Below are 16,429 nucleotides of genomic sequence, written 5' to 3' on the forward strand. Positions count from 1 at the left end.
TCAGGACCAGCGGCGGAAGATCAACGAGGTGTTGACGCCGCCAAAGGCAAAGTTGTTGTTCATCACGTATTCGTGGCTCATGGCGCGAAAGCCGCCCTGCAGGTAGTCCAGCTCGCCGCAGCGGGGGTCGACCTGGTCCAGGTTGCAGGTGTGCACATACAGGTCGCGGTTGAGCATCTCGATGCTGAACCAGGACTCTAGGGCGCCACAGGCCCCCAGGGTGTGGCCAAGGAAACTCTTCTGCGAGCTGATGGGCATGCGGCTGCCGAACAGGCTGCTGGTGGCCTGGGTCTCGGCGATATCGCCCTGCTCGGTGGCGGTGCCATGGCCGTTGACGTAGCCGATGGCCTCCGGGAACAGGGCCGCATCCTCCAGGGCCAGTTCCATGGCCCGACGCATGGTGAGCTGCTCGGGACGGGTGGTGTGCTGGCCGTCGGCATTGCTGCCGAAGCCGACGATTTCCGCATGGATCCGCGCGCCCCGGGCCAGGGCGTGCTCCAGCTCCTCGAGCACCAGCATGCCGCCGCCTTCGCCGATCACCAGGCCGTCGCGATCGCAGTCGTAGGGCCGGGGACTGGTGTGCGGCGCATCGTTTTTCAGGCTGGTGGCATACAGTGCGTCGAACACCATGGCTTCGGTGGGGCACAGTTCCTCGGCGCCGCCGGCGAGCATCAGCGGCAGGCGGCCAAACTTGATCGCCTCGTAGGCGTAGCCGATGCCCTGGCTGCCACTGGTGCAGGCGCTGGAGGTGGGAATCAGGCGTCCGGTGAGGCCGAAGAAGATGCTGATATTGGCCGCGGTGGTGTGGGGCATCATGCGCACGTAGGAATTGGCGTTGAGCCCCTCGGCCACCGAGTTCAGCAGCATGTTGCCGAAGGCCTTGATCTCGTCGGTGCTGCCGGTGGAGGAACCGCAGGCCACCCCCATGCGCCCGTCCTTGATCGACGGGTCGCCCAGCAGCCCGGCGTCGGCCAGGGCCTGCTCGGCGGCGCCCACGGCCAGGCGCGAGACCCGGCCCATGCTGCGCAGTTGCTTGCGGGTCCAGTGTCCGGGCACCTGGAAGTCGTCAATGGGGCCGGCCAGGCGGGTGTTGAGTTCGCTGAAGCGGTCCCATTCGTCCATGCGTCGGATGCCACTGCGGTTGGCGCCGAAGCGCTCGGCGATGCTGGCCCAGTCGCTGCCCAGGGAAGTGATGCCGGCCATGCCGGTGACGACCACGCGTTTCATCAGCACAGGCCCCCGTTGACCGAGAGCACCTGGCGAGTGATGTAGCCGGCTTCGGCGGACATCAGGAAGTTCACCGCGCCGGCCACTTCTTCCGGGGTGCCCATGCGCTGGGCCGGGATCATTTTCAGCAGTTCGTCCACTGGCACGTTTTCATCCAGCATGGCGGTGTCGATCAACCCGGGGGCCACGCAGTTGACGGTGATCTTGCGCTTGCCCAGCTCGATGGCCAGGGCCTTGGCGGCGCCGATCAGACCGGCCTTGGAGGCGCTGTAGTTGACCTGGCCACGGTTGCCGATCAGCCCCGAGACCGAGGTGATGCAGATGATCCGCCCCGGTGCGCGACGACGGATCATCGGCATCATCACCGGGTGCAGAACGTTGTAGAAACCGTCGAGGTTGGTGCGCAGCACCTGGTCCCAGTCCTCTTCGCTGAGGGCCGGGAAGGCACCGTCGCGGGTCAGGCCGGCGTTCAGCACCACGCCGTAATAGGCACCGTGGGCCTCGACGTCGGCTTCCAGGGCGGTCCGGCAGGCATCCCGGTCCGAGACATCGAATTGCAGGATGCGGGCGCTGCGGCCCAGGGCCTCGACCTCGCCCTTGACGGCGTCGGCGTCGCTGCGGCCACTGCGGCAGTGCAGCACCAGGTCATAGCCGGCCTGGGCCAGACGCAGGGCGATGGCGCGGCCGATGCCACGGCTGGAGCCGGTGACCAGTACGGAGTCAGTCATGACGGGGTTCCTGTAGAAGAGGCAGGTGTTTCATCCAGGTAGTCGGCGGCCTGGGGCGGGCGGAACACGTTCAGGCGCGCGCTGGCGGCAATGCCGGGGCCACTGAGGTGGCACTCGAACACGCCCATGCCGTTGTCGTCTTCCAGAGAACGCAGGGCATGGATCTCCAGGGTGCTGCCGACGGCAAAGTGCTCGACATTGCATTCGAATTTACGGGTGCCCAGAAGGAAGCCCAACTCCACCGGCAGACCCTGCTGGCGGGCGCGGCAACCGGCATAGGCGGCCACGCTCTGGGCCATCAGCTCGACCCCGACCCAGGCCGGCAGGCTGCCGTCGGCGCGGTTGAACAGGCCGCCGGGGCGAACTTCGAGGCGGGTGCGGATCTGTTCTTCATCAAAGGCCAGGACCTGATCGATGAGGATCATGTCCCCGGCGTGGGGCAGCAACTCGGCGAGCGGCCAGTCAATCATGGGGCGTCTCCGATAATCAGGCTGACGTTGTTGCCGCCGAAGGCAAAGGAATTGCTCATCAGGCGGCGCGGGGCGTGACGGGGCAGGCGGTCGGCCGGGGTCACCCAGCGCAGCGCCGGCAAGGCAGGGTCGGCCTGGGCATCCCAGACATGGGGTGCCAGTGCCTGGTCGGGGTTGTCGGTGCCCAGGCTCAGCCAGCAGAACGCGGCCTCCAGAGCGCCCGCCGCCCCCAGGGTGTGGCCGCTCATGGGTTTGGTCGATGAGCAGGGCAGGTCCGCGGGGAACAGTTGCGCCACGGCCAGGCTTTCCATGGCGTCGTTGTGCTGGGTGGCGGTGCCGTGCAGGTTCAGGTAGTCGATCTGCTGCGGCTGCAGGGCCGCACTGCGCAGGGCCTGGTTCATGGCCTGGAGCGCGCCGCGACCATCGGGGGCCGGGGCGGAAATATGGTAGGCGTCGGAGCTGGCGCCCCCGCCCAGCAGGGCGATGGACGGCTGCGCGCCGGGGTCCCGGGTCATCAGGAACAGCACCGCCGCTTCACCGATGTTGATCCCGTCGCGGTTGCGCGAAAACGGGTTGCAGCGTTGCCCGGAGACCGCCTCCAGGGCCGTGAAACCGTTGAGGGTGAGCTTGCACAGGCTGTCGACGCCGCCGCACAGCACGGCGTCGCAAAGGCCCAGGTCGAGCAGGCGCCGGGCGCTGATCAGGGCCCGGGCACTGGAGGTGCAGGCGGTGGAGATCACGTAGGCCGGGCCGCTCAATTGCAGCCACTCGGCGAGAAAGTTCGCCGGGGCGCTGAGCTCCTGCTGGCGGTAGTCGTAGTCCGCCGGGAACTGCCGGTCTTGCAGGTAGCGGGCGATGCCGCGGCTGGCTTCGTCGATCCCCGAGGTGCTGGTACCCAGGACGATGCCGATGCGGCCACGGCCGTAGCGCCGGATCGCCTGCTGGATGTCGTCCTCGATCTGTCGCGAGGCTTCCAGCAGCAGTTGGTTGTTGCGACTGTTGTGGGGCTCGAGCCCCGCCGGCATGCAGGGCAGCGGGCCGCGTACGGTCGCCACCGGCAGGGTGCGCCCGGGTACCCAGTGGCTTTCCTCGCGCAGGCCCGAGCAGTCGCCGGCAAACAGGCTGCGGGCGACTTCCCGGCGATTGCGGCCCAGGGCGCAGATCACCCCGAGGGCGTTGAGGTAGGCCGTCATGGCGTGGCCTCGGTGCTCAGTGCAGTGATGTGGTAGTACGGGCCTTGGGGCAGGTTCAAGGTGAAATCCAGAGCGTGTTGATAGTCGACCCGCCAGCGCGGGCCGAGGCTACGTTGGGCGCCCTGTTGCCGGGCGTCCGGATAATTGGCCGTCAGCTCGGCAGTGGGTGTCAGGGCAAACAGCAAGGCCGCGAACAGCTCCCGGGCTTCCGGATTCGGTGGCAGCAGGCCGTCGGCCTGCCAGTGTCCGCCCACCAGGCGCTGACGGGCCTGGGGAATGCCCAGGGGGTCCATCAGTGACCAGCGCAGGCCCGGGCCTTCGGCCTGGATCACCAGCAGCCAGTCCTGGCGCTGGTCCTGTAGCTGGCGCTGGACGTGGAGCTGCAACGGCAGCTCCAGCGAGGGCGTGCGCTCGGGCAGCGGAGCCTGACTGACGCAAGCGCTCAGCAACAGGACACAACCGAGCAGCAGGGCACGGATCATTCGGACAGGCCTTCCTCGGCAACAGGGGGGGCGAGCGGCTTGCGGGCCACCACATTGACCAGGGTTTCCTCGCGCTGGCCCACCGGCGGCGGCCGGCGCAGGCCAAAGCGCTCCAGCAGGCCGAAGTCCTTGGCGCGGCTCCACCACAGGTAGGGATAAGACACGTTCTGCGGGCCGAATTCAAAGCCCTGCCGACCAATCATCTGCAAATATTCGCCGGCGCTCTTCTGCACGTGCATCGGGTGGCGGAACAGCCAGCGGATCACCCAGGTGTCGATGTAGGCTTCGGTGGATTCGGCGAACAGCAGGTAACCCCCGGGCTTGAGCACCCGGTAGAACTCGGCCAGGGCCTTTTCCTGTTCCACCAGGTGGTGGAAGGTCTGGTGGCAGAACAGCAGGTCGACGCTGGCGTCGGCCAGTTCCAGGGTCGCGCAGTCGCTGCCGATCAACTCCACCTGCATCTGCTGGCGCCGGGCTTCCTCGGCGCTGAGCTTGAGGCTGTGGGGATCGGCGTCGAGGCCGATCAGGCGTTGCGGGGCGAACACCTGGCGCAGGTACTGGAACGACTTGCCCTGGCCGCAGCCGGCATCCAGCAGCACCGGGTTGCGCGGCAGCTCGGCGTCGAACAGCGAGCGCAGGTCATTGATCGCCACCCGCAGCACATGGTGCTGCCAGGTGTGGCTGCGCAGGAACCAGAAGCCGAAGCGGGTTTCCTCGACGTAGCTGGCGCTCAGGTACTGGCTGCTCTGGTCATTCATGCGTTGTCCCTCGCGCAGACTTCCGACAGGGCCTTGAGTCGGCGCCGGGGCTCGCTGACAAAGGGGTTGCGCTCATCCCAGGCATAACCGGCGAGGATCGAGCTGATCATGCGGCGGATCTCCGGCGAGCTGCCCGGATGGTAGATCACGTCCTGGAAGGTGCCGGCGTACCAGCCCTCGACGTAGCAGCGGAAGGTGTCGACGCCGCGCTTGAGGGGTTCGGCGAAATCGCTCTGCCAGTCCACGCACTCACCCTGCAACTGCCGGTGCAGTACGGCAGCGGCCATGCTCGAGGAGCGCATGGCGATGGTCACTCCGGAGGAGAACACCGGGTCGAGAAATTCCGCGGCATTGCCCAGCAGGGCAAACCCGGGCCCATGCAGGGTGGTGACGTTGGCCGAGTAGCCGCCGATGGTCCGTGCCGGGGTGTCCCATTCGGCGTATTGCAGGACCCTGGCCAGGCTCGGGGTCTGGGCGATGAAACCGCGCAGGCAGGCGTCGAGGTCGGCGTCGCGGCCGGCGAAATGCTCCTCGGCGGCCACCACCCCCACCGAGCAGCGACCGTTGCTGAAGGGGATGCTCCAGAACCAGATGTCACGGTGTTCCGGGTGGGTGGTGATGAGAATCTTGTCGCGGTCGAAATGCTCGCAGTCGATGCGGTCCTCGACGTGGGTGAACACCGCCCGGCGCACCGGGAAGCTGGATGGCGCTTCCAGTTCCAGCAGCCGTGGCAGGACCCGGCCGTAGCCGCTGGCGTCGAGGATGAAGTCGGCCTCGATGCGGTACTGGCTACCGTCTTCGCGGCGGCAGTCCAGGTACGGCAGCGGGCGTTCGACGTCCACTGCGATGATCTCTTCGCCATAGCGGATCTCCACCCCTTGCAGGGCGGCCTGGTCGGCCAGCAACTTGTCGAAATCGGCCCGCTGCACCTGGAAGGTGGTGGGCTTGCCTTTGCTGAAGGTGTCGCCGAAATCGAAGGTGCTGTAGTGCTCGCCCCAGGCGAAGGCCGCGCCGTTTTTCAGCTGGAAGCCGGCGGCCTGCACGGCCTCGAGCATTCCGGCTTCCTCGACGAAGTCCAGGCAGTGGGACAGCAGGCTTTCACCAATGGAGAACCGCGGGAAATGTTGCCGCTCGACGATCAGCACGTCGTGGCCCTGGCGCTTGAGCAGCGCGGCCGCGATGGCCCCCGAAGGGCCGGCACCGATCACCACGACCTGGCGACGTTCCATTTCAACTGTTGGCACTGGGGCTCCTTGCCGGTTTGGCGATATTCAGGTTCAGGGAGGCCACGTTTGCCGGGGCCAGGGGAATTCGCTGCAGCCCGGCCAGGGCCGGCAGCAGGGTGGCGATCAGGCCCATGAGCATCAGCGCGAAGTACAGCGCCGGGCTGATCAATTGCTGTTGCAGCAGCAGGTTGAGAAAGACGATCTCGCTCAAGCCGCGAATGTTCAGCAGCAGGCTTTCCCGCCAGCGGCTGGCACCCTCGAAAGCAGCGCCGGCCCAGGCCAGGCCCAGCCAGTTGCCCAGCAGCTTGCTGGCGATCGGCAACAGCAACAGCGCCGCCAGCTGTACCCAGCCGAGGCTGCCCATGGCGCTGTGCACATCGATCTGCACGATGCCGAAGGTCAGGATCAGCGGGATGGCGACGTAGGTCTGCAAGCGGTGCATCCAGGCAGCCTGTAACGGCAGCACCAGCGCCAGCTTGAGGGCGGCCATGCACAGCAGGTAGCCGATGCCGAGGATCAGCGCATTGAGCCGGTAGTGCTCGGCCAGCACCAGCAGGCCGAAGAAACCCAGGCTGTAGAGTAGCGGCTGGCGCAGGCCCAGGCCGCGCAGCAGCAGGGGCAGGCAGGCGCCGGCCAGGGGCAGCAGCAGGCTGGCGAGGTGCAGGCTGCCCTGGGCCAGGGCGAACAGGCTCCAGCAGGTCAGGTCAATGAGGATTGCGCTCTGCACCAGGCGCCGGGTGGCGGCGGGCGGGTACTGGATGTGCCGCAGGTACAGGTAGAGCACCGGGATCGCGGTGATGGCGAACAGCAGGCCGACCGCCAGGGAGCTGATCCAGGGTTGCGCCGGCAGCAGGCAGAAAGCCGTGGCCAGGCCGCAGGCGAAGGGAATGCCGAAGCTTGGCACGGCGATCTTCAGGCTCTGGCGGTCCAGGCGCAGGTCGATCACGTCACTGAGGATATGCCCCAGCAGCAGGGCAAAGCCCAGGCTGTACAGGTGCTTGAGCCAGGGCGGCGAAACCAGTTGTGCGCCGCTGAGCTGCCAGTGCGGCTCGATCCACAGCAGCATCAGCAAGGGCAGGCCGAAGGTCGCCAGCAGCAGCTGGCTGACAATCGGAATCAGGCCCAGGCGCCGGCCGATGTGGGTGGCCAGGGCAAACAGCGCCAGGGCCAGCAGCCAGAACAGCAGGGTCAGCATGGCGCACGCTCTGCTTCGGGCGCCGGGTGCGGCGTGTGCCCGGCCCAGGGCGCGAGGATAAAGCTGAAGGCCAGCCCGAGGCTGACCGCCAGGCCGAAGTTGCTCACCGCCGGAGTGCTGGAAATTGCCAGCAGGCCGAACGACAGCCAGGTGGTCAGGGCCGCCAGCAGCGTGCCCAGCAGGCTCACCGCGGCGCCGCCGATCTGCTCGCGCATGAGGATCGCGTAGTCGACGCTGATGGCCGTCACCAGCAGCAGGCCGAACAGGCTGAACAGGGTCAGCGGCTGCCCCAGCCAGCCGAGGCTGGCCAGGCTGCACAGGGCCGCGAGCAAGGGCAAGGCCACCAGGCGCAGGGCACCGCCGACGCCGAAGGGCAGAATCAGCAGCAGCACGATCAGCCCGCAGGAGGCCAGCTTGAGCTCGGCGGCGCTGACCTGGGTGGCGGCGAACACCCGGTTCAGTTCACCCAGGCGGTCCACCAGTTGCACCCCTGGCAGGTCATCGGCCTGGATGCGCAGCAGGGTGGCGTCGTTCAGCCCCTGCAGGCTGACCATGGCCGCCACGCCGTTGGCGTTGGCTCCCAGCCACAGCGGGCGATAGGGCTCGGCCAGAGGCCCGGAAAGCGCCGCGTCGAGGTCTTCCACCGGCAATTGCTGCAGCTGTTCCAGCTCCGCTTGCAGCGCTGCCTGGGGCACCCCCAGGTCCAGCAGTGGCTGCCAGAAGCGCGGCAGTTGCTTGAGGGCCTCGCGCACCCGCTGCTGTTCGGTGGGTTGGCTGAGCAACTGGTTCAGCGACAGGTAGCCCTTGAGCTTGCTCAGGTTCACCAGTGGTTGCAGGCGCAGGTCCAGGGCGTCCAGGCGTTCCAGCAGTTGCTGCTGATCGGCAGCGCGCACCAGGAAGAACTGGCTGGTGGGCTGATAGCCGGTGATCCGCGCGATGGCCTGGGCTTCCTGCAACAGTTGCGGCGGTGCGCCGACCCACTGGCGGATGTCGTTCTTGCTCTCGAGCTGCCACAGGCCGGCGGCGCAGAACAGCGCCAGCAACACCAGCAGCACCGGGCTCGGCACGCGCTTGAGCAGGGCCGCGCGAACCTTGAGCAAGGCTTCGGCCACTTGCAGCGGCCACTGCGCCGGGCGCAGCTCCACACCCTTGAGCAGCGCCGGCAGCAGGCACACCGCTGCCAGGTAGGCGCCCACCAGGCCGGCGGCGGAGAACACGGCGATCTGGGTCAGGGCCGGGAACGGGGTCCAGGCCAGGGCCAGGTAGCCGATGCAACTGGTGGCCAGGCTCAGGCTCAGCCCCGGCAGGGTCAGGCGCAGCGCCGGCCAGCTGCGCCAGGGTTTCAGGCTCCAGCTCTTGGACAGGTAATGCAGCGGGTAGTCGACGGCCACGCCGATCAGGCTCGACCCCAACACCAGGGTCATCACGTGCATGTGGCCGAACAGCGCCACGCAGGCCACGGCGCCGAACAGCATGCCCACCAGCACCGGGACGAAGGCCAGCAGGGCGCGCCAGCGGCGAAAGGCCAACAGCAGCAGCAAAAGAATGCCCAGGGTGGCGCCACCGCCGACCCAGGTGATTTCCCGGGTGGCCTGTTGCTGGCCGTTGGCGGCGTACAGCAGGCCGCTGGCGGCCAACAGCTGTACCTGTTGCTGGCTGGCCTGCTCACGGCTGTGGCTCAGCAGTTCGGCCACTTGCAGCGGCAGTTGCATGTCGAAGGCGTTGCCGCCGGTGCGGGCCCGCAGCAGCACCCAGTGCTGGCCGTCGGCCTCGGCCACCAGGGCGCCGCTGCCGATGTCCAGCTGTACCGCGCCGTGTTGCGGCTGGCTGTTCTGGATGCGCCCGGTCAGGCCCAGCCAGTCATCCTGGCTGGGCACCAGGGTAAAGCCGGCGAAGGGGTCGAACAGGCTCTGCACCCGTTGCTGGATAAACGCCTGGGGCTGCTGGACCAGTTGCTCGCGGTCCTTGGCCCCAAGCATCGCCAGGCGGCCTTGCAGCAGTTGCTTGCGCAGGGCCGGCAGGTCGGCCTGGAGGTTCCACTGGACCTTCTCGAACAGCCCGCTGGCCTGCCATTGCTCGGCCAGTTGGCGAGCCATGGCCACCGCCTGCTGGCGCTCGGCATGGCCCACCAGCACCAGGATTTCCCGGTTCAGCGGTTCCTGCATGCGTTGCTCGGCCTGCAGCTCCAGGGCATCCGGCGCGGTGCCGGGCACCAGTTCCATGAGGTTGGCCGACAACGGTGCGCCATGGCGCCATTGCCAGGCACCCAGGGCCAGGACCAGGGCCAGCAGGATCAGGAACAACCGCGGCAGCCAGCGTTCACTCGGCAAAGTCATGTTGCTCCGTCTCGCTGAGCGGCTGGGCGCTGCTGCTGTCCTGCATGCTCAGCACGGTGCGGTCGCCCTGGGCTTCCAGCAGTTCGATGCGTTGCACCAGCTCGCCGCCGTCGATATTGATCTGGGTGAAGATCTGTTGCAGCAGCAGGGACCGGGGCAGCAGTTGCAACTGCCAGTGCTGCGCACTGCCTTGCAGCTTGAGTTCGAAGTCCCGCTGCAGGCCGCTGCTGTCGCCCTGCAGCACGGCGAGGAACAGGCGGTTCTGTTCGGCCCCGGCGCTCTTGCCCGGGAGCATCTGCCAGCCGCCGCCATCGCGCCGGGCGATGCCCTGGGCGGTGATGCGGTAGTCCTGTTGCAGCGGGGTCTGCAGCAGCCACAGCAGGCCGTGGTTTTTCGCCAGCACGAAGTGGCCCTTGCTGGTCAGCGGCTGGGGCAGGGCCCGCAGGTGTTTTTCCTGGATGAAACGGCCGTGGATCACCTCCGGCCGCGACAGCTGCTCGCTCAACTGCTGCAGATCGAATGCCTGGGCCAGCCCCGGCACCAGCAGCAACACCAATACCCTAGGAGCGAGCTTGCTCGCGAACCGCCGCACCACCGTGCTCAGCGCCGTGTACAGGGCAGCCAGACCGACCCTCTTCGCGAGCAAGCTCGCTCCTACGGTCATGGCAAGGCCCTCGCGACGGCATCGGTGAAGACCTTGGGCGAGGCCAGTTGCATCTCGCGGCTGGCGATCTCCACCGCCACTTGCACCGAGCTGGCGCGGGTCATGCGCTCGCCCGTGGCCTGGTCGGTGATCAGGTAGTTGATCTTCAGCCGGCTTTCCCACTCCACCAGGCTGGCGCGCACGTTCAGGGTCTGGCCGAACACCGCGCCGCGCACGTAGCGCAGTTGCAGGTCGATCACCGGCCAGGCGTAGCCGGATTCGAGCATCTGGTTGTAGTTGTGGCCGAGCTTGTCCAGCAGGGCGCAGCGGGCGACCTCCAGGTACTTGACGTAATGCCCGTGCCAGACGACGTGCATGGTGTCGACGTCGAAGAACGGCACCTGGACCTGGGTGTCGGCGTGAATCACTCCCTTGCTACGCATGCAGCCTCCAGTGTTGTTCGCCGATGCGCTGCAGGCACAGGCGCAGTTCGCGCTCCAGGGCGCGGTCTTCGATCACCGGCGCAAAATCCTCGGCCAGTTGCCGGTGCATGGCATCCAGGGCCGGTGGCAGTGGCCGGGCATCGGCCTCCTGGCTGCGCAGCCAGACGCCCTGGTTGGCGGCGAGCAAGGTGGCCGCGGCCACTTGCTCGGTAAGCTCGAGCACGCGGATGGCGTCGCGGGCGGCGATGGTGCCCATGCTTACCTTGTCCTGGTTGTGGCACTCGGTGGAGCGCGAGAACACGCTGGCCGGCATGGTGTTCTTCAGGGCTTCGGCGGTCCAGGCGCTGGCGCCGATCTGCACCGCCTTGAAGCCGTGGTTGAGCATGGCGCGCTCGGCGCTGGCGCCGGACAGGTTGCTCGGCAGGCCGTGGTTGTAGCGCACGTCCACCAGCAGCGCCAGCTGCCGGTCCAGCAGGTCGGCGACGTTGGCCACCAGGTTCTTCAGGCTGTCCATGGCGAAGGCGATGTGCCCACCGTAGAAGTGCCCGCCGTGCAGCACGCGCTCGGCCTCGGCGTCGATGATCGGGTTGTCGTTGGCACTGTTGAGTTCGGTTTCGATAAAGCTGCGCAGCCAGTTCAGGCTGTCGGCCAGCACCCCCAGCACATGGGGCGCGCAGCGCAGCGAGTAGCGGTCCTGCAGGCGGTGCAGGGGCGCGGTGGGGGCGTCGATCGCCAGGTCCTGGCGCAGCCAGGCGGCCACTTGCATCTGCCCGGGGTGCGGCTTGGCGGCGAACAGGCGCTCGTCGAAGTGCTCCGGGTTGCCTTGCAGGGCCACCACGTTGAGGGCAGTGATGCGGGTCGCCAGGCGCAGCAGGTAGTCGGCCCGGGCAAAGGCCAGGCAGGCCAGCCCGGTCATCACCGCGGTGCCGTTCATCAGCGCCAGGGCTTCCTTGGGCCGCAGCACCAGGGGTTCCCAGCCCAGCTCACGGTGTACGTCGGCGGCTTCACGGCGCTCGCCACGGAACATCACCTCACGCTCGCCGGACAGGGTCGCGGCCACATAGGACAGTGGCGTCAGGTCGCCGCTGGCGCCCACCGAGCCTTCCTCGGGGATCAGCGGCAGGATGTCCTGGTCGAGGAACGCCTGCAGGCGCTCCAGCAGTTCCACGCGGACCCCGGAAACCCCGTGGCACAGCGACTGCAAGCGCGCCGCCAGCACCGCGCGGGTGGCCTGGGCGTCCAGCAGCTTGCCCAGGCCGCAACCGTGGAAGGTGTACAGATGGCGCGGCAGGGCCTCGACGTGCTGCAGTGGTACCGCCACCACGCAGGAGTCGCCGTAGCCGGTGGTCACGCCGTAGATCACCCCTTCCTTGTCCAGCAGGGAGTCGAGGAACTGCGCGCCCTTGGCAATCCGCTGGCGCCAGGCGGCGTCGCCTTGCAGGCGCGTCGGCACCTGGCGGTTGGCCAGGGCCAGCACGTCTTCGATGTGCAGGGGGTGTTCGCCGAAGGTTACCGGCTCATGGGTCGAGGTCGTCATCGGTCTTCCAGAATGGGTAAAAGTTGAACCATTGTTGCGGGGCTTGCAGGCAGTACTGGCCCAGGCGCTCGGCGTAGCGGGCGGTCCACTGGGCGATCACCTGCTGGCGGTCGCTGCGCTTCCACTGCACGGCCTCGGCGAAGGGTTCGAGGATCACCTGGTAGCGGCCCTGCTGTTTCAGGCACAGCAGCAGGTTGACCGGGCACTTGAGCAGCCCGGCCAGCAGCCAGGGGCCCTGGGGGAAGGCCGCCTGGTGGCCGAGAAAGTCCACCCGCACGTTGCGCCCGCCGTGCAGCGGCACGCGGTCGCCGGCAATCGCCAGCCACTCGCCGCGATCCAGGCGCTGGCTCAGTTGCAGCATGATCGCCGGGTCCAGCTCGCTGACCTGGATCAGCCGCAGGTGGCTGGCTCCGGCTTCGCCCAGCAGGCGGTTGAAGCGTTCGGCGTGCTTGGTGTGCACCAGCACGTTCATGGTCACCTGCTCCCCCAGCTCGGCCAGGGCCCGGCACACTTCCAGGTTGCCCAGGTGCGCACCCACCAGCATCTGCCCGCGTTCGCCGCGCAGCTGATGGCGCAGCTGCGCCGGGTCGACGATCTCGATCTGCTCGATGCGCAGCTTGCCGTTCCACACGTCGAGCTTGTCCAGCAGAGCATCGGCGAAGGCCATGAACTGGCCGAACACCCGCCCCTGGCTGGGGCGCAACTCATCGCGCCCGCTCCAGGTCGCCAGGCGCTCCTGGTACTGCCAGATGCTGCGCCGGGCGCGGCGGCCGAACAGGAAGAAGTAGAACACGATGGCGTACAGCACCGGGCTCAGCAGCCGGCGCCCCAGCACCCGCACGCCGAAGGCGGTGAGCTTCATCAGCCAGAAGCTGCCGCGCTCCTGATGGCTGGCCCAGTGTTCGTTGCCGGGCTCCTTGGGTTGCTCCTGGCTCATGGACGCCACCGCCGCCAGAGGATCAGCGGCAGGCGCGCCAACATGCCGAAGAACAGCTTGGCGTGCATCTTCGAGATCAGGGCGTTGTCGTGGAACAGGCGAAAATGCGACAGGCCGTCCTGGGGATAGTGCACCCGGGTCGGCAGCCAGTGCATGGCCTGATTGCGCCAGGACAGGCGCACCAGGATCTCCGGGTCGAAATCCATGCGCCGGCCCAGTTGCACCGAATCGATCAGGGCCAGGGTCGCCGGCAGCGGATAGACCCGGAAGCCGCACATGGAATCCGGGATCTGCAGCGACAGGCTGTTGATCCAGACCCAGACATGGGTCAGGTAGCGTGCATACAGGCGGCCCTTGGGCACGCTGGCGTCGTACTGTGGATAACCGCAGATCAGCGCCTCGGGGCGGGCCTGGGAGTGGTGGATGAAGTTATCCACATCCGCCAGGTCATGCTGGCCGTCGGCGTCCACTTGCAAGGCATGGCTGAAACCCAGCTGCACCGCTTCGCGCAGGCCGGCCATGACCGCGCCGCCCTTGCCCTGGTTGAGGGCCAGGCGGATCAGGAACACCTGCTCCAGCTCGGCCATCTGTTCCAGCACCGCCGCGCAGGCGGGGCTGCTGGCGTCGTCCACCAGCACGCAGGGCAGGCCCCGGGCCAGGAGCGCGTCGACCACGGCGGGCACGGCGGTTTCGTGGTTGTAGACCGGGATGACGGCGCAGGGCCTGTGGCTCGGGGTTGGCCCCTTCGCTGGCAAGCCAGCTCCTACAGCCGTGAAGCCGGAAGAGTTATCCACAGCTGGCCTCCAGGACGATCCGCCCGCTGGAGCAGGGGGCGCCATCGTTGAGGTAGGCGAAATACAGTTTCTGGCGCTGGGCATCGAAGCGCAGATTGAACTGGATCCGGTCGCCGGGGCGTACCAGTTGCTGGAACTTCAGCACTTCCATGCCGGCGAAGCGGCCCGGCAGCTGGAGCAGTTGCTGGCCCAGGGCCAGGGCCCAGTCCACTTGCACCACCCCCGGCAGCACCGGGGTGGCGGGGAAGTGCCCGCTGAAATACGCCAGGTCTGGCGGGATCGCCAGTCGCAGCTGCCACTCTTCCTCGTGCTGCACCTGCTCCAGCACCTCTGGCGCTTGCGGGCGCGGCGCCAGGAGCAGGGCCTGGACCTCGGCCTGGGGCAGTTTGCCCTGGTTGTTCAGGGGCATTTGCCGCAGCAGGCGCCAGCGCCGGGGCAGGGCCAGGGCTTCGCAGTGCCGGGACAGGTGCTGGCGCAGGGCCTGGGTCAGGTGGCGTCGGCCCTGGTTGCGCAGGGCATGCAGGCCGGACTCGCTGAGCACCAGCAGGGCACCAAGGTAGGCGCGGTTGTCTTCGATCACCCCCAGGCGTGCTTCCGCCACCCAGTCGTGCTGCTCCAGGGCCTGTTCCAGCATGGGCAGGGAAATGCGCTTTTCTTCCAGCTTGACGATGCGGTCCAGGCGGCCCAGCAGTTCGAAGCGCCCGTCGGCGGCAATCCGTGCGGCGTCGGCGCTGTGTTCCACATGCCCGGCGGGCAGATAGGGTGAGGCGATCAACAGCGCGCCGTCGGCATCCTGGCTCAGCCGTACATCGGCGAAGGGCTGCCACAGGGTCGGGCCCTGGCGCCAGGCGATACCGCCGGTTTCCGAGCTGCCGAGGATTTCCGTCGGCCATTGCTGCAGGCGCTGTTGCAGCCCGCTGGCGGCCTCGGCAGGCAAGGCGCCACCGGAGGAGAACACCCGTCGCACCGGGCTCAGGGCCGACCAGTCGAGGTTGTCACCCATGCGCTTGAGCAGTGCGGGGCTGGCCACCCAGGCGAATACCGGGCATTCGCGGCTGGCCCGTTGCAGGTCTTCGGGGAAGGGCAATTGTCGGCGCACGAACGGGCGTGCGGCGCACAGTGGCCAGAGCACGCGGAACAGCAGGCCATAGATATGCTGGGTGGCGACGCTGCCGATGATCCAGGCCGGGCCCAGGTCTGCGCCCCACAGCTGCTCCAGGGCCTGGACCTCATTGGCCAGCTGGCGCAGGTTTTTTTCGATGCGTTTGGGTTCGCCGCTGGAGCCTGAGGTGCACAGGCTCAGCCGGCAGGCGTCCAGGTCCAGTTCGGCCGGCTCCAGAGGCGCAGCCGGCAGCGGCTGCAAGGGCGGGTCCTGGTCGGTCAGCCACAGGTCGACGTCCGCCGCCCAGCGCTGGCGGGTCTGGGCCTGCAGGTCGGCGGGGAGCAACACGCTGACCCCGGCGCGCCAGGCGCCCAGCAGCGCCACGGCCAGTTCGACGGCGTCCTCCAGGTGCACGGCCAGGCGCTGCACGCCCCGGGCCTGCAGCGCCGCGGCCAGGCTCAGGGCCTGTTGCTGCAGCTGTTCCAGGTCGATGCCGGGATGGGCGCTGACCACCCGTGATGCGTGCGTCTTGAGCAACAACCGCTCAAGGGGAATCCAGTTCATCTACGGCCTCGTACCCTTTGTCGTAAAAGCCATTCAATGGCAAACAGCAAACCCATCAGCCCGTAGGCGATCAGGCCGTTGTACAACGTCCACCAGCTCAGCGGCGCCCACAGGGTCAGGGCTGCGGCGAGCACTCCGTTACAGAGGAAAAACACACTCCAGGCAATGGTCACCTGGCGGGTATAACGTATGGCCTTTTCCGGCAGGTCCGGCTCGCTGATGCGGGCCAGGCGCTCGGCCACCGGCGGGCCGTACTTCAGGCTCAGGCCGAACAGACCGAGCATGCAGCTGCTGATCAGCACCGGGTACCAGCGCAGCAGCGCCGGCTGGTCGAACCAGGCCAGCAGCAGGCAGAAGACGATCGCCGCCGCGGCCATCCACAGGCTGCCGGGCCGGCGCTCGCCGGTCAGCGCCCGGGCCAGCCACAGGCCGCCCAGCAGCAGGCCGAACTGCCACGGCGCGAAGTGCTCCATGCCGAAGTACACCGCAAAGGGGTAAAGCAGGCCGGCCAGCAACAGGCCGAGGCCGATCAGTCGGCTCATGCGGCCGGCTGGACCAGGCGGTAGACCGCCTCGACCACGTCATTGACGGTGCGCACCGACTTGAACTCTTCGGCGGCGATCTTCTTGCCGGTCTGACGTTTGATGTGGTCGATCAGGTCGACCGCATCGATGCTGTCGATTTCCAGGTCCTGATACAGGTTGGCGTCCAGGCTGATGCGCTCGGGCTCCAGCTCGAAGAGTTCGACCAGGGCATTGCGCAGGGTGTTGAAGATATCGTCACGGGTTTGCATG

Annotated in this window: 17 protein-coding genes; all 17 read right to left on the reverse strand. The window is 67.7% G+C overall.

Going from position 1 to position 16,429, the window contains the following annotated elements; genetic code table 11:
* From U873_RS0122135 to U873_RS0122215, 17 genes are read right to left on the reverse strand one after another with little or no spacing between them, the layout of a single operon-like run.
* Positions 1-1,227: a beta-ketoacyl-ACP synthase gene (locus tag U873_RS0122135; protein WP_025130311.1), complete on the reverse strand. Its 1,227-nt coding sequence runs from the start codon at positions 1,225-1,227 to the stop codon at positions 1-3.
* Complete coding sequence (fabG, locus tag U873_RS0122140) at positions 1,227-1,955, reverse strand: 3-oxoacyl-ACP reductase FabG (RefSeq protein ID WP_025130312.1); 729 nt, start codon at positions 1,953-1,955, stop codon at positions 1,227-1,229. The genes U873_RS0122135 and fabG overlap by 1 nt, the downstream gene beginning before the upstream one ends.
* Positions 1,952-2,425, reverse strand: a complete 474-nt coding sequence (locus U873_RS0122145) for a hotdog family protein (protein ID WP_025130313.1) — start codon at positions 2,423-2,425, stop codon at positions 1,952-1,954. The genes fabG and U873_RS0122145 overlap by 4 nt, the downstream gene beginning before the upstream one ends.
* Positions 2,422-3,618, reverse strand: a complete 1,197-nt coding sequence (locus U873_RS0122150) for a beta-ketoacyl-[acyl-carrier-protein] synthase family protein (RefSeq protein ID WP_025130314.1) — start codon at positions 3,616-3,618, stop codon at positions 2,422-2,424. Before U873_RS0122150 ends, U873_RS0122145 begins: the two co-directional genes overlap by 4 nt.
* Positions 3,615-4,100 (reverse strand): hypothetical protein, encoded by a 486-nt coding sequence (locus U873_RS0122155; RefSeq protein WP_025130315.1) that lies wholly within the window; start codon positions 4,098-4,100, stop codon positions 3,615-3,617. Before U873_RS0122155 ends, U873_RS0122150 begins: the two co-directional genes overlap by 4 nt.
* Complete coding sequence (locus tag U873_RS0122160) at positions 4,097-4,858, reverse strand: class I SAM-dependent methyltransferase (RefSeq protein WP_025130316.1); 762 nt, start codon at positions 4,856-4,858, stop codon at positions 4,097-4,099. The genes U873_RS0122155 and U873_RS0122160 overlap by 4 nt, the downstream gene beginning before the upstream one ends.
* Positions 4,855-6,102, reverse strand: a complete 1,248-nt coding sequence (locus U873_RS0122165; RefSeq protein ID WP_025130317.1) for an NAD(P)/FAD-dependent oxidoreductase — start codon at positions 6,100-6,102, stop codon at positions 4,855-4,857. Before U873_RS0122165 ends, U873_RS0122160 begins: the two co-directional genes overlap by 4 nt.
* Positions 6,089-7,279, reverse strand: coding sequence for a hypothetical protein (locus U873_RS0122170; protein ID WP_025130318.1), 1,191 nt, complete (start codon positions 7,277-7,279; stop codon positions 6,089-6,091). The genes U873_RS0122165 and U873_RS0122170 overlap by 14 nt, the downstream gene beginning before the upstream one ends.
* Entirely contained in the window at positions 7,273-9,615 is a 2,343-nt protein-coding gene (locus U873_RS0122175) for an MMPL family transporter (RefSeq protein WP_025130319.1), read from the reverse strand. Before U873_RS0122175 ends, U873_RS0122170 begins: the two co-directional genes overlap by 7 nt.
* Positions 9,599-10,279, reverse strand: a complete 681-nt coding sequence (locus U873_RS0122180) for an outer membrane lipoprotein carrier protein LolA (RefSeq protein WP_025130320.1) — start codon at positions 10,277-10,279, stop codon at positions 9,599-9,601. The genes U873_RS0122175 and U873_RS0122180 overlap by 17 nt, the downstream gene beginning before the upstream one ends.
* Positions 10,276-10,701 (reverse strand): thioesterase family protein, encoded by a 426-nt coding sequence (locus U873_RS0122185; RefSeq protein WP_025130321.1) that lies wholly within the window; start codon positions 10,699-10,701, stop codon positions 10,276-10,278. Before U873_RS0122185 ends, U873_RS0122180 begins: the two co-directional genes overlap by 4 nt.
* Positions 10,694-12,238, reverse strand: a complete 1,545-nt coding sequence (gene hutH / locus U873_RS0122190; protein WP_025130322.1) for a histidine ammonia-lyase — start codon at positions 12,236-12,238, stop codon at positions 10,694-10,696. Before hutH ends, U873_RS0122185 begins: the two co-directional genes overlap by 8 nt.
* Complete coding sequence (locus U873_RS0122195; RefSeq protein ID WP_025130323.1) at positions 12,219-13,175, reverse strand: glycosyl transferase; 957 nt, start codon at positions 13,173-13,175, stop codon at positions 12,219-12,221. The genes hutH and U873_RS0122195 overlap by 20 nt, the downstream gene beginning before the upstream one ends.
* Positions 13,172-13,930 carry a glycosyltransferase family 2 protein gene (locus U873_RS0122200; RefSeq protein ID WP_025130324.1) on the reverse strand — a complete coding sequence of 253 codons (759 nt, stop codon included), beginning with the start codon at positions 13,928-13,930 and terminating at the stop codon, positions 13,172-13,174. The genes U873_RS0122195 and U873_RS0122200 overlap by 4 nt, the downstream gene beginning before the upstream one ends.
* A gap of 31 nt (positions 13,931-13,961) precedes the next feature.
* Positions 13,962-15,635, reverse strand: coding sequence for an acyl-CoA synthetase family protein (locus U873_RS0122205; RefSeq protein WP_025130325.1), 1,674 nt, complete (start codon positions 15,633-15,635; stop codon positions 13,962-13,964).
* The gene (locus tag U873_RS0122210; RefSeq protein WP_025130326.1) at positions 15,632-16,177 is read right to left on the reverse strand and encodes a membrane protein; all 546 of its coding nucleotides are present in this window, start codon (positions 16,175-16,177) and stop codon (positions 15,632-15,634) included. The genes U873_RS0122205 and U873_RS0122210 overlap by 4 nt, the downstream gene beginning before the upstream one ends.
* The gene (locus tag U873_RS0122215) at positions 16,174-16,428 is read right to left on the reverse strand and encodes an acyl carrier protein (protein ID WP_025130327.1); all 255 of its coding nucleotides are present in this window, start codon (positions 16,426-16,428) and stop codon (positions 16,174-16,176) included. Before U873_RS0122215 ends, U873_RS0122210 begins: the two co-directional genes overlap by 4 nt.
* Between the last annotated feature and the right edge of the window lies 1 nt (position 16,429).

This window comes from Pseudomonas sp. PH1b (assembly GCF_000633395.1).
In the GTDB taxonomy this organism is placed as follows: domain Bacteria; phylum Pseudomonadota; class Gammaproteobacteria; order Pseudomonadales; family Pseudomonadaceae; genus Aquipseudomonas.